13 protein-coding genes are annotated in these 16,453 nt (G+C 62.7%); 6 read left to right on the top strand and 7 right to left on the bottom strand.

Annotation, left to right across the window (positions count from 1 at the left end):
* Positions 1-59: 59 nt before the first annotated feature.
* From ACQY47_RS16515 to gshB, 7 genes are all read right to left on the bottom strand, one after another.
* On the bottom strand, positions 60-1,331 hold the full coding sequence (locus ACQY47_RS16515) for a dihydroorotase (RefSeq protein ID WP_099550338.1): 1,272 nt from the start codon (positions 1,329-1,331) through the stop codon (positions 60-62).
* A complete protein-coding gene (locus ACQY47_RS16520; protein ID WP_056857699.1) occupies positions 1,328-2,332 on the bottom strand; it encodes an aspartate carbamoyltransferase catalytic subunit in 1,005 nt (334 codons plus the stop codon). The genes ACQY47_RS16515 and ACQY47_RS16520 overlap by 4 nt, the downstream gene beginning before the upstream one ends.
* Before the next feature lie 24 nt (positions 2,333-2,356).
* A complete protein-coding gene (pyrR, locus tag ACQY47_RS16525; RefSeq protein ID WP_170036805.1) occupies positions 2,357-2,863 on the bottom strand; it encodes a bifunctional pyr operon transcriptional regulator/uracil phosphoribosyltransferase PyrR in 507 nt (168 codons plus the stop codon).
* An 82-nt stretch (positions 2,864-2,945) separates the two neighbouring features.
* On the bottom strand, positions 2,946-3,383 hold the full coding sequence (gene ruvX, locus ACQY47_RS16530; protein WP_003195067.1) for a Holliday junction resolvase RuvX: 438 nt from the start codon (positions 3,381-3,383) through the stop codon (positions 2,946-2,948).
* Complete coding sequence (locus ACQY47_RS16535; protein ID WP_017139445.1) at positions 3,383-3,952, bottom strand: YqgE/AlgH family protein; 570 nt, start codon at positions 3,950-3,952, stop codon at positions 3,383-3,385. Before ACQY47_RS16535 ends, ruvX begins: the two co-directional genes overlap by 1 nt.
* Positions 3,953-4,215: 263 nt before the next feature.
* A complete protein-coding gene (locus ACQY47_RS16540; RefSeq protein WP_428550324.1) occupies positions 4,216-5,121 on the bottom strand; it encodes a TonB family protein in 906 nt (301 codons plus the stop codon).
* A 102-nt stretch (positions 5,122-5,223) separates the two neighbouring features.
* On the bottom strand, positions 5,224-6,195 hold the full coding sequence (gene gshB / locus ACQY47_RS16545) for a glutathione synthase (protein ID WP_428550327.1): 972 nt from the start codon (positions 6,193-6,195) through the stop codon (positions 5,224-5,226).
* Positions 6,196-6,434: 239 nt separating this feature from the next.
* On the opposite strand from gshB, the gene pilG reads away from it, so the two are divergent.
* The 6 genes from pilG to ACQY47_RS16575 all read left to right on the top strand — a co-directional run bounded on the left by pilG (position 6,435) and on the right by ACQY47_RS16575 (position 16,266).
* Positions 6,435-6,842 carry a twitching motility response regulator PilG gene (pilG, locus tag ACQY47_RS16550; RefSeq protein ID WP_010564379.1) on the top strand — a complete coding sequence of 136 codons (408 nt, stop codon included), beginning with the start codon at positions 6,435-6,437 and terminating at the stop codon, positions 6,840-6,842.
* A gap of 46 nt (positions 6,843-6,888) precedes the next feature.
* Positions 6,889-7,254, top strand: a complete 366-nt coding sequence (gene pilH, locus ACQY47_RS16555; RefSeq protein WP_017139442.1) for a twitching motility response regulator PilH — start codon at positions 6,889-6,891, stop codon at positions 7,252-7,254.
* A gap of 12 nt (positions 7,255-7,266) precedes the next feature.
* Positions 7,267-7,791, top strand: a complete 525-nt coding sequence (locus ACQY47_RS16560; RefSeq protein WP_428550332.1) for a chemotaxis protein CheW — start codon at positions 7,267-7,269, stop codon at positions 7,789-7,791.
* Positions 7,788-9,839, top strand: a complete 2,052-nt coding sequence (locus ACQY47_RS16565) for a methyl-accepting chemotaxis protein (RefSeq protein ID WP_017139440.1) — start codon at positions 7,788-7,790, stop codon at positions 9,837-9,839. The genes ACQY47_RS16560 and ACQY47_RS16565 overlap by 4 nt, the downstream gene beginning before the upstream one ends.
* A 159-nt stretch (positions 9,840-9,998) precedes the next feature.
* Complete coding sequence (locus ACQY47_RS16570) at positions 9,999-15,818, top strand: Hpt domain-containing protein (RefSeq protein WP_428550335.1); 5,820 nt, start codon at positions 9,999-10,001, stop codon at positions 15,816-15,818.
* Complete coding sequence (locus ACQY47_RS16575; RefSeq protein WP_017139437.1) at positions 15,811-16,266, top strand: chemotaxis protein CheW; 456 nt, start codon at positions 15,811-15,813, stop codon at positions 16,264-16,266. Before ACQY47_RS16570 ends, ACQY47_RS16575 begins: the two co-directional genes overlap by 8 nt.
* Positions 16,267-16,453 lie beyond the last annotated feature (187 nt).

Here is a 16,453-nt window from a genome sequence, read left to right on the forward strand (position 1 = left end):
CCGCATCGCAGGCAAGCCAGCTCCCACATTGACCGTGCCTACACTAGCTGTGTGATCTATCAGGCCTGGTAAGTAATCCGCCCATCCACCAAGGTGTAGCGCACCGTTGCCGGCAGGCTATGGCCGATGAACGGGCAGTTCTCGCCCTTGGACAGCCAGTGTTCCCCGGCAACCGTGGAACTGGCCGGGTCAAACAGCACCAGATCCGCCGCCGAACCCACCGCCAACTTGCCCGCTGGCAGGCGCAATGCCTCGGCAGGGCCAGCGCTCAGGCGCGCCAGCAGCGTCGGCAAGTCCAGCAAACCGTCTTCCACCAACGTCATCGCCAATGGCAGCAACAGCTCTACGCTGCTGATTCCAGGCTCTGTTGCGCCAAACGGTGCCAGCTTGGCATCCCGTTCGTGGGGCTGGTGATGGCTGGAAATCGCCGAAACCACACCCGACTTCACCGCCGCCCGCAAACCCTCACGGTCGGCCAGCGTGCGCAGCGGCGGCTGCACGTGATACAGGCTGGAGAAGTCGATCAACGCCTCATCGGTCAAAATCAGCTGATACAGCGCGACATCCGCCGTCACCGGCAGGCCGCGCGCCTGGGCCTGGGCGATCAACGCCACACCACGTGCGCTGGTGAGTTGGCTGAAGTGCGCGCGTACGCCGCTTTGCTCAACCAACAACAGATCACGGGCCAGTGCCACGGTCTCGGCAGTTTCCGGAATGCCCGGCAGGCCGAGGAAGCTGGCCACGGCGCCTTCATGGGCCAGGCCGCCTTCGGCCAGGTCGCGGTCCTGGGAGTGGAAGATCACGGTCAGATCGAACGTGGCCGCATATTCCAACGCACGACACAGCGTGCGGGTGCTGCGAAAACTCTCCAGGCCGTTGCCGAACGCCACGCAACCGGCGTCACGCAGAGCGATCAGCTCGGCAAGTTGTTCGCCTTCCAGGCCTTTGCTCAGCGCGCCGATGGGGAACACTTTGCAATTACCGGCTTCACGGGCGCGGTCGAGGATCAACTCGGTCACCGCCGAAGTGTCCAGGATCGGCTTGGTGTGTGGCGGGCAGCACAGGCTGGTGACGCCACCGGCTGCGGCCGCACGGGTTTCGCTGGCGATGCTGCCTTTGCGGCTGTAACCCGGCTCGCGCAGGGCGACGTTCAGGTCCACCAGGCCAGGCGCGGCCACCAGGCCGTTGGCATCGATACTCTGGCTGGCGCTGAAGCCTGCGGGCGCGGCGCCAATGGCGATGAGCTTGCCGGCTTCCAGGTGAAGGTCGGTGACTTGATCCAGCCCGCTGGCCGGATCGATAACGCGAGCGCCAAGAATGCTGAGCTTCACTGGGCGTTCTCCTGCTCGAATTGACGTTGCGCGGTTTGCCCGCTCATGGCCATGGACAACACGGCCATGCGGATGGCGATGCCATAAGTTACCTGGTTGAGGATCACCGACTGCGGGCCATCGGCCACTGCCGATTCAATCTCCACGCCACGGTTGATCGGGCCTGGGTGCATCACGATGGCATCCGGCTTGGCGCCGGCCAAACGCGCGGTAGTCAGGCCGAACAGGCGGTAGAACTCGCCTTCGCTCGGCAGCAGGCCACCGGACATGCGCTCACGTTGCAGGCGCAGCATGATCACCACGTCCACATCCTTGAGGCCTTCGGTCATGTCGGTGTAGACCTTCACGCCGTATTGTTCGATGCCGATCGGCAGCAGGGTTTTCGGCGCGATCACGCGAATGTCCGGGCAGCCGAGGGTTTTCAGGGCCAGCATGTTCGAGCGCGCCACCCGCGAGTGCAGGATGTCGCCGACGATGGCCACCGAGAGGTTTTCAAAGCTGCCCTTGTGCCGACGAATAGTGAGCATGTCCAGCATGCCCTGGGTCGGGTGGGCGTGGCGGCCGTCGCCGCCGTTGATGATTGCCACCTGCGGGCACACATGCTCGGCGATGAAATGCGCGGCGCCCGAGTCGCCGTGGCGTACCACGAACATGTCGGCGGCCATGGCTTCCAGGTTGCGCAGGGTGTCGAGCAGGGTTTCGCCCTTGCTCGCCGACGAGGTGGACACGTTCAGTGTGATCACGTCGGCCGACAGTCGCTGGGCCGCCAGTTCAAAGGTGGTGCGGGTGCGCGTGGAGTTCTCGAAGAACACATTGCAGATGGTTTTGCCACGCAGCAGCGGGACTTTCTTCACCGCCCGGCCACCGACTTCGAGGAACGAGTCGGCGGTGTCGAGGATTTCGGTGAGCAGTTCGCGGGGCAAACCGTCGAGGGACAAGAAGTGTTGCAACTGGCCCTGAGCATTGAGCTGCAGCGGGCGCTTGGCATCTAGAGGCGTCATCGCGGGGACTCTGTACAAGGCGGTTTAAAGGGCAAGGTCTTGCAGTTCGAGTTCGAGCGGCGTGGGACCGGACAATTTTACCCGTTGATGGGCTTGCAGCGACAGCGTTGCGCCAACCACGTCCGGGCTGATCGGCAATTCGCCGGCGTCCAGGTCCAGCAGGCATACGAGGGTCACGCTGGCCGGGCGGCCGTAGTCGAACAGCTCGTTAAGGGCGGCGCGGATGGTGCGGCCGCTCATCAGCACGTCGTCGATCAGCACCAGATGCTGGCCTTCGACCTCAAACGGCAGCGCCGAGGGCTGCACTTGCGGGTGCAGGCCATTCTGGCTGAAGTCGTCGCGGTAAAAGGACACGTCCAGGGTGCCCAGCGGCGAATCGCTGCCCAGCTCTTCCAGTAGCGCCTGGGCCACCCACACACCACCAGTGCGGATGCCGATAAAACGCGGCTCGCTGATGGCGCGGTGTTGCAGATGGGCGGTGAGGTTCGTCGCCATCTGGCTGATCAGTTCGGTGGGATTGGGCAGGCTCATGGTGGCTCCTTCTAGGCCTTGCGCAGCGAGGTGCGCACAAGGTCCGGGCTCAAACGTAAAAAGACGCGGCAAGCCGCGTCAGTCAGGATTCAAATAAAGCAGTGTTTTCATCCAGCCAACCCTGCAACAACAGGGCGGCGGCGATGGCGTCCACGGGGTTGTCGCGGTAGCTGCCTTTTTGCCCGCCACGGTCGCGGCGCTCACCCTTGGCTTCAAAGGTGGTCAGGCGTTCATCGTGGGTATAGAAGGGCAGGTTGTAGCGGCCATTGAGGCGGCGGGCGAATTTTTCCGCGCGCAGGCACATGTCGCTGGGGGTGCCGTCCATGTTCAACGGCAGGCCGACCACCACAGCATCGGGCTTCCACTCTTTAATGAGGGCTTCGACCTGGTTCCAGTCCGGCACGCCGTTCTGGGCTTTCAAGGTACACAGCTCGCGGGCCTGGCCGGTAATCACCTGGCCGACCGCTACGCCGATCTGTTTGGTGCCGTAGTCAAAACCGAGGATCAAGCGCAAAGCCATCAGGCGTGCCCCGCCTGGCTGGTCAGCAGGCTGAGGTTGACCCGAAGCTTGGCGGCAGCTGCTTCCAGGCGCAGCTCACTGGCGGTGTTGAACAGGATGTCGGCGTCAAACGGGCAGGTCAGCCAGGCATTGCTGGCCAGTTCGGCTTCCAGTTGCCCGGCTTCCCAACCGGCATAGCCGAGGGTGATCACGCTTTGCTCGGGGCCGACGCCGTCGGCGATGGCAAACAACACGTCCTGGGAGGTCGACAGCGACACGCCTTCAAGGTCTACCGTGGCCTGAAACTTCGGCCCGGTGGGGTGCAGCACAAAGCCACGATCGGTCTGCACCGGCCCGCCGATGTAGATCGGCACGCCCTGGCAACGCGCCGGTGGGTCGATCTCGGGGCGCAGTTGCTCAAGGATATCGGCCAGGTTCAGCTCTTGCGGGCGGTTGACCACCAACCCCATTGCACCATTGGCCGTGTGCTCGACGATGTAGGTCAAGGTCTGCGCAAAGTTCGGGTCGGCCATATGGGGCATGGCGATCAGGAATTGGTGCTTGAGGTAGGTCGGGCTGACATTTTTCATGCCCACTAGTGTGGCGTTGGAGGGGCGAACTGACAAGCTGGAGTTAGTGATCACTCCGCGTCGCGCTCTTAAAAGTGGACGCGGAGCGTCCTGAGATGCATTCCCACGCAGAGCGTGGGAACGATCCTTATCCTGCATTAAAGGGTGTACTTCGTACCTGTGGCGAGGGAGCTTGCTCCCGTTGGACTGCGCAGCAGTCCCATTTTTGTGGCCGCTGCGCGGCCCAGCGGGAGCAAGCTCCCTCGCTACAGGGGGAACGATCCTCAGTTGCTCGACAGCCGATCGCCCCTGGCAAACTTCCAGGTGCGGATGATTTCCAGGCGGTCGATGTCGTTCAAGTCACCGGTAAACGGCGCGAAAGGCGCAGCCAGGCGCACGATGCGCTGGGCGGCCTGGTCCAGCAGTGGCTGGCCGGAGGACTCCAGCACCTGCACTTCATAAAGCGAGCCGTCGCGGTTGATCGACACCAGAAGACGCAAATTGCCGTAAATCTGCTGACGCCGCGCCTCATCCGGGTAGTTGAGGTTACCGATGCGCTCGACCTTCTTGCGCCACTCGTCCTTATACCAGGCGCCTTTGTCGCGCATGGTTGACGCGGCATTCAGGCGGTAGATGCGCGGGCGCTTGGCATACAGCTGTTGCTCATTGGCCAGTTCCGCTTCGAGGCTGGAGATCTGGTCAGAGAGCTGCGAACTGTCGAACGTCGGCGCAGGCTTCACCGGCTCAGGCGTAGGTTCGGTCTTGGCTTTCTCGCGCTGGGTCGCAGCTTTTTGCGGTTTGGGCGCAACGGTGGTCACGGCGGCCTTGGGTGCGGCCTGCTTGACCTCGGGCTTGGGGGCGGGTGGGGGCGTGACTTTATTGACCTTGTTGTCCTGGAAAGGCGCCACTTCGGTGGTCTTGGGCACGGCTTTCTTGTCGAGGGTGCCGCTGCCTTGCTGGTTGTCCTGGGCAAGAAAATCGGCCTTTTCGGGCTTCTTTTCGCTCTTGAACGTGGCGAGGGTGATTTCCAGGGTTTTGCTGATCTGCTTGGGCTCGACGTAGGTGAAGCCCAGGCCGAGCAGTAGGGCAAGGTGGATCAAGGCGGCCAGGAACAGGGTAAATCCGAGCCGATCAGCCGGGCGCACGCCGCTGTGGGAGAGTTCGGGGGGCAGATCGGACGGGAAGGGCATAAAAACCAACATCGCGTGTTTCAGGGTTCGGCATGATAACGCAATGTTGGTTTCTAGCTTCAAGCGACAAGTTACAAGCTGCAAGCCTAAAAGCGGTGCGCTTTAAACTTGTGGCTTGGAGCTTGCTGCTTGCAGCTTTTCAGCAATGGCTGCCATCAGCATTTCGCCGATGTTCGTGCCAAATGCATTGTCGATCTCGCGAATACAGGTCGGGCTGGTGACGTTGATTTCGGTGAGGTTCTCACCAATTACGTCTAGTCCTACAAATAGCAGGCCTTTTTCCCGCAGGGTTGGGCCAACCTGAGAGGCGATCCAACGGTCTTTGTCCGACAACGGGCGTGCTTCACCGCGACCACCGGCCGCCAGGTTGCCACGGGTCTCGCCGGCTGCCGGAATACGCGCCAGGCAGTAATCCACCGGTTCGCCGTCGATCATCAGGATGCGCTTGTCGCCATCCTTGATCGCCGGAATATAAGCCTGGCCCATGATCTGCTGGGTGCCCAGCGCGGTCAGGGTTTCCAGGATCACCGACAGGTTCGGGTCACCGGCGCGGTGACGGAAGATCGACGTGCCGCCCATGCCGTCCAGCGGTTTGAGGATCACATCACCGTGTTTGGCTGCGAATTCACGCAGCACGTCGGCGCGGCGGCTGACCACGGTCGGCGGCGTGCACTGCGGAAACAGCGTGGCGAACAGCTTTTCATTGCAGTCGCGCAGGCTCTGCGGCTTGTTGACGATCAGTACACCGGCGCGCTCGGCCTGCTCCAGCAGATAGGTGGAGTAGACGAATTCCATGTCGAACGGCGGGTCTTTGCGCATCAGGATCACGTCCAGATCGCTCAGCGGGCTGTCGATTTCGTCTGCCAGCTCAAACCACTTCTCAGGGTTGGCAAACACCTGCAGCGGGCGCATGCGCGCGCGGGCCTCGCCGTCGCCCTGGTAAAGATCGCGCTGCTCCATATAGAACAGGGTCCAGCCGCGGGCCTGGGCGGCCAGGAGCATGGCCAGCGAGCTGTCCTTTTTATAGGAAATGCTGGCGATAGGGTCCATGACAATGCCGACGCGAACGCTCATGGGGGATTTCCTCTAGCAAATTAGGGCGCATAAAAGTGGCGTCAGAGTGGCGCTGCGGCTGTTGTGGGTCAAGGAAAAACCACCTGGCCGGTTGCTCGATAGATTGCGCCCGGAGACTGTGCTAAAAAGACTGCCACGGCGCAGCAGCCCTTGAATTCCAAGGCTTGCGGCGCTCATCCTGTGCAACATCAGGCAGTACACACCGAAAACCGATTCGCTGTGGCGATGGTAGAGCAGATATGGAACAGCATTCCAACGCCTTGAGAGTGATGGTGATCGATGATTCAAAAACGATCCGCCGCACCGCCGAGACGCTGTTGAAGAACGTGGGCTGCGATGTGATCACGGCTATCGACGGTTTCGATGCCCTGGCCCGGATTGTTGATCATCACCCGCACATTATCTTTGTCGACATCATGATGCCGCGCCTGGATGGCTATCAGACCTGCGCCCTGGTGAAGAACAACCCGGCGTTCAAGTCGATCCCGGTGATCATGCTGTCTTCTAAAGACGGCCTGTTCGACAAGGCCAAGGGGCGCATCGTTGGTGTCGATCAGTTTTTGACCAAGCCTTTCAGCAAGGAAGAACTGCTGGGCGCAATCAAGGCTTACGTGCCTGGGTTTGCCGCAGTAGAACAAGCACACTGACGCCGCCTCACAAGGGCCGGCGCCGACCAATGTAGTGGGGAAAACCATGGCACGCGTTCTGATCGTCGACGATTCGCCGACTGAAATGTACAAACTCACCGGCATGCTGGAAAAGCACGGCCACGTGGTGCTCAAGGCCGAAAACGGCGCGGACGGCGTGGCCTTGGCCCGTCAGGAAAAACCCGACGCCGTGCTGATGGACATCGTGATGCCGGGCCTCAACGGCTTCCAGGCTACCCGCCAACTGTCCAAGGAGCCGGAAACCAACGGCATTCCGATCATCATCATCACCACCAAGGATCAGGAAACCGACAAAATCTGGGGCGCGCGCCAGGGTGCCAAGGATTACCTGACCAAGCCTGTGGACGAAGACACCCTGATCGCCACCTTGAACAAGGTACTGGCCGGCTAAAGGCTCGCGATCATGACCGAGTCGCAAACCGCCTTCGAGCTGCTGCTGGACATCGACCGCCGCTGCCGCCTGCTGGCCGCCGACCTGCCGTCCCAGGAAGCTCGCCTGCAACGCTGGAGCGGGATCGGCTTTCGCCTGGGGCCACACTGGTACGTGGCGCCGATGGGCGAAGTCGCCGAAGTGCTGCATGAGCCGCGTTGCACCTTGATGCCCGGCGTCAAGCCGTGGGTCAAGGGCGTGGCCAACCTGCGTGGGCGTTTGCTGCCGGTGATGGACTTGGGCGGCTTTCTTGGCCTTGAATTGTCCAAGGCACGCAAGCAACGACGGGTGTTGGTGGTCGAGTACAACGACCTGTTTGTCGGGCTGCTGGTAGACGAGGTGGTGGGCATGCAGCATTTCGCACAAGACGCTTTGTTGACCAGCGCCGCACCCGGCGCGCCGTTTATCCTCGGCCAGTTCGACGGCAACCCGCTGTGGCAGGTCTTCAGCCCCTTCGCTCTGGCCCAGGCCCCAGGCTTCATGGATGTTGCCGCATGACCACCGTCACCACGCCCAAACCCCAGGCCGCGTCGCGCAGCCGCTCACAGATCATCGTGCTGTTTATTGCGCTGATCGTGTTCATCATGCTGTTGTTCGCCAACTTCGCGTACCTCAACACTCAGTCCACCTATGACAAGCAGTACATCGGCCACGCCGGTGAGCTGCGTGTGCTGTCCCAACGCATCGCCAAAAACGCCACCGAGGCCGCTGCCGGCAAGGCCGCCGCGTTCAAATTGCTGGGCGATGCGCGCAACGACTTTGCCCAGCGCTGGGGCTACCTGAAAAAAGGTGATACCGAAACCGGCCTGCCCGCCGCGCCCAGTGCGGTTCGTGCGGAAATGCGCGCGGTGCAGACCGACTGGGAAGCGCTGCTGAAAAACACCGACGCGATTCTCGCCAGCGAACAAACCGTGTTGTCCCTGCATCAAGTGGCCGCGACCCTCGCCGAAACCGTGCCGCAATTGCAGATGGAATCGGAAAAGGTCGTCGATATCCTGCTGCAACGTGGCGCACCGGCCAGCCAGGTAGCGTTGGCTCAACGCCAATCGCTGTTGGCCGAACGTATTCTCGGCGCGGTCAACACCGTGCTGGCGGGCGACGAAACCGCCGTGCAAGCCGCCGATGCCTTTGGCCGCGATGCCAGCCGCTTCGGTGTGGTGCTCAACGGCATGCTCAATGGCAACCCGGGCTTGCGCATTACCCAGGTCGAAGACCATGACGCGCGCGCGCGGCTGGCGGAAATTTCGGAGCTGTTCGAGTTTGTCTCCGGCTCCGTGGATGAAATCCTCGAAACCTCGCCGCAGCTGTTCCAGGTGCGGGCCTCGGCGAGCAATATCTTCAACCTGTCGCAAACCCTGCTCGATGAGGCCTCGCACCTGGCCACCGGTTTTGAAAACCTCGCCAGCGGGCGAAGTTTCGACACCATTGGTGGCTACGTGCTGGGTTTGCTGGCACTGGCCTCGATCATTCTGATCGGCCTGGTGATGGTGCGCGAAACCAACCGCCAACTGCATGAAACCGCCGAGAAGAACGAGCGCAATCAGAACGCGATCATGCGCCTGCTCGATGAAATCGAAGACCTGGCCGATGGCGACCTCACCGTGACCGCCTCGGTCACCGAGGACTTCACCGGCACCATCGCCGACTCCATCAACTACTCCGTCGACCAACTGCGCGATCTGGTCGCGACCATCAACCTCACCGCCGGGCAAGTGGCCGGTGCGGTGCAGGACACCCAGGCCACCGCCATGCATCTGGCCCAGGCTTCGGAGCATCAAGCCCAGCAGATCGCCGAAGCCTCCACGGCGATCAACCAGATGGCCCAGTCCATCGATCAAGTGTCGGCCAACGCCGCCGAATCTTCGGCCGTGGCGGAGCGCTCGGTGGAAATCGCCAACAAGGGCAACGAGGTGGTGCACAACACCATCCATGGCATGGACAACATCCGCGAACAGATCCAGGACACCGCCAAGCGCATCAAACGCCTGGGCGAATCTTCCCAGGAGATTGGCGATATCGTCAGCCTGATCGACGACATTGCCGACCAGACCAACATCCTCGCCCTCAACGCCGCCATCCAGGCGAGCATGGCCGGTGACGCCGGGCGCGGTTTTGCGGTGGTTGCCGATGAAGTACAGCGGCTGGCCGAGCGCTCATCCGCCGCCACCCGGCAAATCGAAACCCTGGTGCGGGCGATTCAGGCCGACACCAATGAAGCGGTTATCTCCATGGAACAAACCACCACCGAAGTGGTGCGTGGCGCACGGCTGGCCCAGGACGCCGGGGTGGCGTTGGAAGAGATCGAAGGCGTGTCGAAAACCCTGGCGGCGTTGATTCAGAGCATCTCCAATGCGGCGCAGCAACAGACCTCATCGGCGGGGCAGATCTCGCTGACGATGAATGTGATTCAGCAGATCACCACGCAGACGTCGTCGGGTTCTACGGCCACGGCGGAGAGCATCGGCAATTTGGCAAAGATGGCCAGTCAGTTGCGCCGGTCGGTGTCGGGTTTCACCCTGCCGCCGCCTAAACAGGCCGATGATTGAAATGCTATCTGATGTGGGAGCTGGCTTGCCTGCGATAGCGGTGGGTCAGTTGCACAGGTATCACCTGACAGTCCGCCATCGCAGGCAAGCCAGCTCCCACAGGTGATCTCGATTGTTCTTGGCAACACCAGCAACTCATAAATTTTAAGCGGAGCAGTTATGGTTGATCGGCACGACTACGTGGCCCTTGAATGGGTCAAGGGCGACATTGCCGAAACCCTGAAACAGGCCCGTTCGGCGCTGGATGCGTTTGTCGAAACCCACGACAGCGACGCCATCGCCGAGTGCCTGGCCGCCATCCACCAAGTGCATGGCGCGCTGCAAATGGTCGAGTTCTACGGTGCGGCGTTGCTCGCCGAAGAAATCGAAGAATTGACCCTGGCCCTGCAAGCCGAGCGCGTCGGCCAGCGCGATGAAAGCATCCGCCTGCTGCAACAAGCCCTCAGCCAATTGCCGTTGTATCTGGACCGCGTACACAGCGCCCGCCGCGACCTGCCGCTGGTGGTGTTGCCGCTGCTCAACGACCTGCGCAGCGCCCGCGGCGAAAGCCTGTTGTCGGAAACCAGTCTGTTCAGCCCGCAACTGCTGTCGATTGCAGCGTTGCCCGACGAAGCCCTGGCCCAGCGCGCAGTGCCAGAACTGCACGAACAATTGCACCAGTGGCACAAATTGCTCCAACAAGCCTTGGCCGGCCTGCTGCGTGAAGACCATGGCCCGAGCAACCTGGAAGACATGGCGCGGGTGTTTGCGCGCCTCGAAGCGCTGTGCCAGGGCGCGCCGCTGTTGCCGTTGTGGCAAGTCACCTCGGCGCTGGTCGAAGGCATGCTCACCGGCGTGATCGCCAACAGCCCGGCGCTGCGCAGCCTGCTCAAGGCCAGCGACAAGCAACTCAAGCGTTTGCTGGCCCAGGGCATCGGCGGTATCAACCAGCCGGCGCCCGACGAACTGCTCAAGAGCCTGCTGTTTTATGTGGCCAAGGTCACTCGTCCGACGCCGCGCATGCAAAGTCTCAAGGAACGCTACGGCCTGGATGAGGCCTTGCCCGACAGTGCCGTGGTCGATGCCGAACGGGCGCGGCTGGCGGGGCCGGATCGCAATGCCATGGGGTCGGTGCTTGGCGCATTGTGTGAGGAACTGGTGCGGGTCAAGGAGCGCCTCGACTTGTTCGTGCGCAGCGACCGCCAACACACCGACGACCTGGATGCGCTGCTGGCGCCATTGCGGCAGATCGCCGATACCTTGGCCGTGCTGGGTTTCGGCCAGCCGCGCAAGGTGATCATCGACCAGCTCGCCGTGGTGTTGAGCCTGGTGCAAGGTCACCGCGAACCCAACGACGCCGTACTGATGGACGTCGCCGGCGCCTTGCTCTATGTCGAGGCCACGCTGGCCGGCATGGTCGGCACCGTCGAACCGGAAAGCCGCGAAGAAAGCCGCCTGCCCACCACCGACCTGACGCAGATTCATCAACTGGTGATCCGCGAGTCCTGCCAATGCCTGCGCCAAGCCAAAGAGCTGGTGATCGACTGCATTGAAGCCGACTGGGACCGCCAACGCCTGGAATCCCTGCCGGAGCTGCTCAGCCAGGTGCGCGGCGCCTTGGCGATGATTCCACTGCCACGCGCAGCGAGCCTGATGCGGGGTTGCACCGATTACGTCGACGAACAGTTGATGGTCAACGACGCGCCGCCGACCCAGGCGCAGTCGGCGCATTTCGCCGACGTGATCAGCAGCCTTGAGTATTACCTGGAACGCATGCTCCAGGACCCTGACGCCGCTGGCGAACGCGTGCTGGAACTGGCCACCCAAGGCTTGGCCGCGCTCGGTTACCTGCCCGCCGAAAAGCCCTGGCGTCAGGCGCTGGTTGCGCCGGATGGCGCATTGTCGGCCGACAGCACGCCGAGCCAGTCCCAGTTCGATGCCTTGGCCAGCCCGATCACGCGCCTGAACCCGCCGGCGCTGCATCGCCCCGGCAGTTTGCTGCCGCCGCCGGCCGATGAAGAACCTATCGACGATGAGCTGCGCGAAGTCTTCCTCGAAGAAACCGACGAAGTCCTCGACGTGCTGCACCGGAACCTGCCCAACAGCGCCGACAAAACTGCTCAAGGCGAAATGCGCCGGGCTTTTCACACGCTCAAAGGCAGCGGCCGCATGGTCCGCGCGCTGGTGCTGGCCGAACTGGCCTGGGCGGTGGAAAACCTGCTCAATCGCGTGCTCGAACGCAGCGTGGCCCTCAGCTCCGATGTGCAACACGTACTGGATGAAGTGGTGGCCCTGCTGCCCGAATTGATCGCCGACTTCGCCACCGACGACCAACACCAGCGCGATGAAGTCGACGCCCTGGCCGCCCGTGCCCATGCCCTAGCCAGTGGCACTGCAACAGCCACCGCCGAGGCGCACGACCCAATGCTGCTGGAGATCTTCCGCAACGAAGCCCAGAGCCACCTGGAGAGCATCAACCACTTCCTGCAACAGGCCGCCGAGCATGTGCCGCTGCAAGTCAGCGATGAGCTGCAACGTGCCCTGCACACCCTCAAAGGCAGTGCCTACATGGCCGGTGTGCTGCCGATTGCCGAACTGGCGCGGCCGCTGGATCACCTGACCCGCGAATACAAGGCTCACCGCCTGCCGCTGGACCTGGACGAAGTGGAGCTGTTGCTGGAAGCCGAAGGCTTGTTCCAGCGCGGCCTGCACCAACTGGACAGTGACCCGCTGGTGCCGATCAAGGGCGCGCCGGACCTGATCAGCCGCACCCAAAGCCTGCTCGACCAACAACTGCAAGCCTTGCTCGACGCGCCGAACACGGGCCTGCGTATCAAACGCGACCCGCAGTTGATCGCCAACTTCCTGGCCCAAGGCATGGACATTCTGCTCGACGCCGAAAGCCTGTTGCGCCGCTGGCAGCAGCACCCCGGTGAGCGTCAGGAACTCACCGCACTGCTGGACGAGTTGACCACCTTGGGCGAGGGCGCGCATATCGCTGACCTGCACAGCATCGACGAACTCTGTGAAGCTTTGCTTGACCTGTACGGGGCGGTGGAGGAGAGCAGCCTGGCGGTCAGCGAGCGGTTTTTCCAAGAAGCCGAACAGGCCCATGACGCGCTGATCAACATGCTCGACCAGTTGGCTGCGGGGCAGGAAATCAGCCCGGCGCCGGCGCGGGTGCAGGCCCTGCGCGAATTGCTCGATGAAGCCCTCGACCCGTCGGCCACCGGCCTGATCAAAAGCGACGGCAGTCGTGCCCTCAGCATCGCTGAATTGGGCGCGGCCACGGCGCAGTTGAACCAGGACACGGCAATGGACGATGAGATCGTCGAGATTTTCCTCGAAGAAGCCGTGGACATCCTCGACAGCGCCGGCCAGTCGCTCAAACGTTGGCTGCTGGAGCCCGGCAGCGCAGCGCCGTTGTCTTCGTTGCAGCGCGACTTGCACACCCTCAAGGGTGGCGCGCGCATGGCCGAAATCGGCCCGATTGGCGACCTGGCCCATGAGCTGGAAGGCCTCTACGAAGGCCTGGTAGACCGCCGTTACAGCTACTCCACCGAGTTGTCCCAAGTGTTGATGGCCAGTCACGAGCGGCTGGCCTTGCAACTGGATCAACTGCAAGACCAGCAACCGCTGAGTGACTCCAGCGACTTGATCGCGCAACTGCGCGAGTTGCGTCACAGCAGCACGCCCGCAGCCGCGGCCACAGCACCCGAAGTGGCGACCGCCGACCCCGAGTTGCTGGAAATTTTCCTCGAAGAAGCCGCCGACATTCTCGACAGCTCCGGCAGCGCGCTGGTGCGTTGGCAGGCCGAGCCGAACAATCGCCAGGAAGTGGAAACCCTGCTGCGCGACCTGCACACCCTCAAGGGCGGTGCGCGCATGGTCGAGATCGGGCCGATTGGCGATCTGGCCCATGAGCTGGAGTTTCTCTACGAAGGGCTGTCCGCTGGTTTGCTCGCGCCGTCGCCGGAACTGTTTTCGCTGCTGCAAGGTTGCCACGACCGCTTGGCGCAGATGATCGACGCGGTGGCAGACGGTTTACCGGTGGGCTCGGTGGACAAGCTGATCGAGCGGATCAAGAGCCTGGTACACCCGAGCGATGAGCCGCTGGCGCCGGTTGCACTGCCCGCCGGTAAGGCCGAAGCGGCTATGGACCCGGCTGCGGACATGGTGAAAATCTCCGCCGACTTGCTCGATGACCTGGTCAACCTGGCCGGTGAAACCTCGATTTTCCGGGGGCGCATCGAGCAGCAGGTCAACGATGCGCGCACGGCCCTCAGCGAGGTCGAAACCACTATCGAGCGCATGCGCGACCAATTACGCCGCCTCGACAGCGAAACCCAGGGTCGTATCCTCAGCCGCCAGCAAGCCGAGGCCGAGCGCCTGGGTTATGAAGAGTTTGACCCGCTGGAAATGGATCGCCATTCGCAGTTGCAGCAACTGTCCCGTGCGCTGTCCGAGTCCGCTTCCGACCTGTTGGACCTCAAGGAAACCCTCGACCGCCGCAACCAGGATGCGCACAACCTGTTGCAGCAACAGGCGCGCATCAACACCGAGTTGCAAGAAGGCCTGATGCGCACGCGCATGGTGCCGTTTGAGCGCATGCTGCCGCGCCTCAAGCGCATCGTGCGGCAGGTGGCAGAGGAATTGGGCAAGGACGTGGAGTTCGTGGTCGGCAATGCCGAAGGCGAGATGGACCGCAACGTGCTCGAACGCATGGTCGCGCCGCTGGAACACATGCTGCGCAACGCCGTCGACCATGGCCTGGAGTCGCGCGAAGCACGTGTGCTGGCGGGCAAACCGGAAAAGGGTCGTATCACCTTGGACCTGACCCACGAAGGCGGCGATATCGTGTTCGATATGCGCGATGACGGCGCCGGCGTGCCGCTGGACGCAGTGCGGCGCAAGGCGATCAAGCGCGGCCTGCTCGACCCCCATCAAGAGATCAGCGACCGTGACGTGTTGCAGTTCATCCTGCAGCCGGGCTTTTCGACAGCGGAAAAGATCACCCAGATATCCGGACGCGGCGTGGGCATGGACGTGGTGCACGAAGAAGTGCGCCAGCTTGGCGGCTCGATGGTGATTGACTCCACGCCCGGTGCGGGCGTGCACTTTCGCATTCGCCTGCCGTTTACCGTGTCGGTTAACCGGGCGCTGATGGTGCAGTGCGCGGACGATCAATATGCGATCCCGCTCAACACCATTGAAGGCGTGGTGCGTGTGCTGCCCCACGAGCTGGCTGGGCACTATCAGCAGGATCCGCCGCGCTATGAATATGGCGGCCAGCGTTATGAGTTGTTCTACCTTGGCGACCTGCTGCATACCGTCAGCCGCCCGAAATTGCTCGGCCAATACCAGCCCGTGCCGGTGCTGCTGGTGCAATGCAACGAGCGGCGCGTGGCGGTGCATGTGGATGCCATGGCCGGTACTCGGGAGATTGTAGTGAAGGGCCTGGGGCCGCAGTTCGCGGGGGTGCAGGGGCTGTCCGGCGCGACCATCCTGGGTGATGGCCGCGTGGTGCTGATCATCGATCTGCTTGCGCACATCCGGGCACGTCAACCCGTGTCGCCGGCCCAGGCGGTTGACGCGCCGCTGATCCTCAACGACCCGCTGAAAAAGCGCCCGCTGCTGGTGCTGGTGGTGGACGATTCGGTCACCGTGCGCAAAGTTACCAGCCGCCTGTTGGAGCGCAACGGCATGAACGTGCTCACCGCCAAAGACGGCATCGACGCCATCGCCGTACTCGAAGAGCACACCCCGGACCTGATGCTGCTCGACATCGAAATGCCGCGCATGGACGGCTTCGAGGTGGCGATTCAGGTGCGCAACGACCCGCGCCTGATGCGCCTGCCGATCATCATGATCACCTCGCGCACCGGCCAGAAACACCGCGACCGCGCCATGGCCATCGGCGTCAACGACTACCTCGGCAAGCCGTACCAGGAGTCGGTGCTGCTGGAAAGCATCGCCTACTGGAGCAAGTCCCATGCTTGACCACCGCACCAGCCAACTCACTGGCCTGTTGTTGCCCTTGGCTGACCGCCATCTGCTGCTGCCCAATGTGGCCGTGGCCGAGCTGATCGACTTCCAGCGCGGCGAACCGGCCAGCGATGCGCCGCCGTGGTACCTGCGGCAAGTGACCTGGCGTGACCGGCAAATACCCCTGATCAGCTTTGAAGCGGTGTGCGGCGAGGCGATCTTGACCGCCGAGCGCTCGCGCATCGTGGTGCTGAATGCGCTGGGCGGGCGGCCGACGTTGAAGTTTATTGCGCTGGTGATCCAGGGCATTCCCCGCTCGTACAAGCTAGACAGCGAATTGAGCTACGTGGACGTGCCACTCTGCCCGCTGGAACTCGCGGCGGTGCAGGTGGGCGAGCACGTGGCGAAGGTGCCGGATTTGATGGGGTTGGAAGCGCTGTTGGTCGAGTCCGGCCTGGCCTGACGGCGATGATCGTTCCCACGCTCCGCGTCACCCTTGCGCTGGTCTTGAGTCTTGTGCTGCCTGGCGGGACGCGGAGCGTCCCAGGCGGCATTCCCACGCAGAGCGTGGGAACGATCCAAATGGCAGAGCTGAGTCAGCTGTTGGTCGACAGAGCACTGGAACACGTCAGCCCTGCCTGAGTAGTCCC

Source organism: Pseudomonas edaphica, from assembly GCF_965277385.1.
GTDB classification, from domain to species: domain Bacteria; phylum Pseudomonadota; class Gammaproteobacteria; order Pseudomonadales; family Pseudomonadaceae; genus Aquipseudomonas; species Aquipseudomonas edaphica.

Bases quoted from the DNA above. Each gene is read 5' to 3' on its own strand.
- ACQY47_RS16520 (WP_056857699.1), bottom strand. From the start codon at position 2,332: ATGACGCCTCTAGATGCCAAGCGCCCGCTGCAGCTCAATGCTCAGGGC.
- pyrR (WP_170036805.1), bottom strand. From the start codon at position 2,863: ATGAGCCTGCCCAATCCCACCGAACTGATCAGCCAGATGGCGACGAAC.
- ruvX (WP_003195067.1), bottom strand. From the start codon at position 3,383: ATGGCTTTGCGCTTGATCCTCGGTTTTGACTACGGCACCAAACAGATC.
- ACQY47_RS16535 (WP_017139445.1), bottom strand. From the start codon at position 3,952: ATGAAAAATGTCAGCCCGACCTACCTCAAGCACCAATTCCTGATCGCC.
- ACQY47_RS16540 (WP_428550324.1), bottom strand. From the start codon at position 5,121: ATGCCCTTCCCGTCCGATCTGCCCCCCGAACTCTCCCACAGCGGCGTG.
- gshB (WP_428550327.1), bottom strand. From the start codon at position 6,195: ATGAGCGTTCGCGTCGGCATTGTCATGGACCCTATCGCCAGCATTTCC.
- pilG (WP_010564379.1), top strand. From the start codon at position 6,435: ATGGAACAGCATTCCAACGCCTTGAGAGTGATGGTGATCGATGATTCA.
- pilH (WP_017139442.1), top strand. From the start codon at position 6,889: ATGGCACGCGTTCTGATCGTCGACGATTCGCCGACTGAAATGTACAAA.
- ACQY47_RS16560 (WP_428550332.1), top strand. From the start codon at position 7,267: ATGACCGAGTCGCAAACCGCCTTCGAGCTGCTGCTGGACATCGACCGC.
- ACQY47_RS16565 (WP_017139440.1), top strand. From the start codon at position 7,788: ATGACCACCGTCACCACGCCCAAACCCCAGGCCGCGTCGCGCAGCCGC.
- ACQY47_RS16570 (WP_428550335.1), top strand. From the start codon at position 9,999: ATGGTTGATCGGCACGACTACGTGGCCCTTGAATGGGTCAAGGGCGAC.
- ACQY47_RS16575 (WP_017139437.1), top strand. From the start codon at position 15,811: ATGCTTGACCACCGCACCAGCCAACTCACTGGCCTGTTGTTGCCCTTG.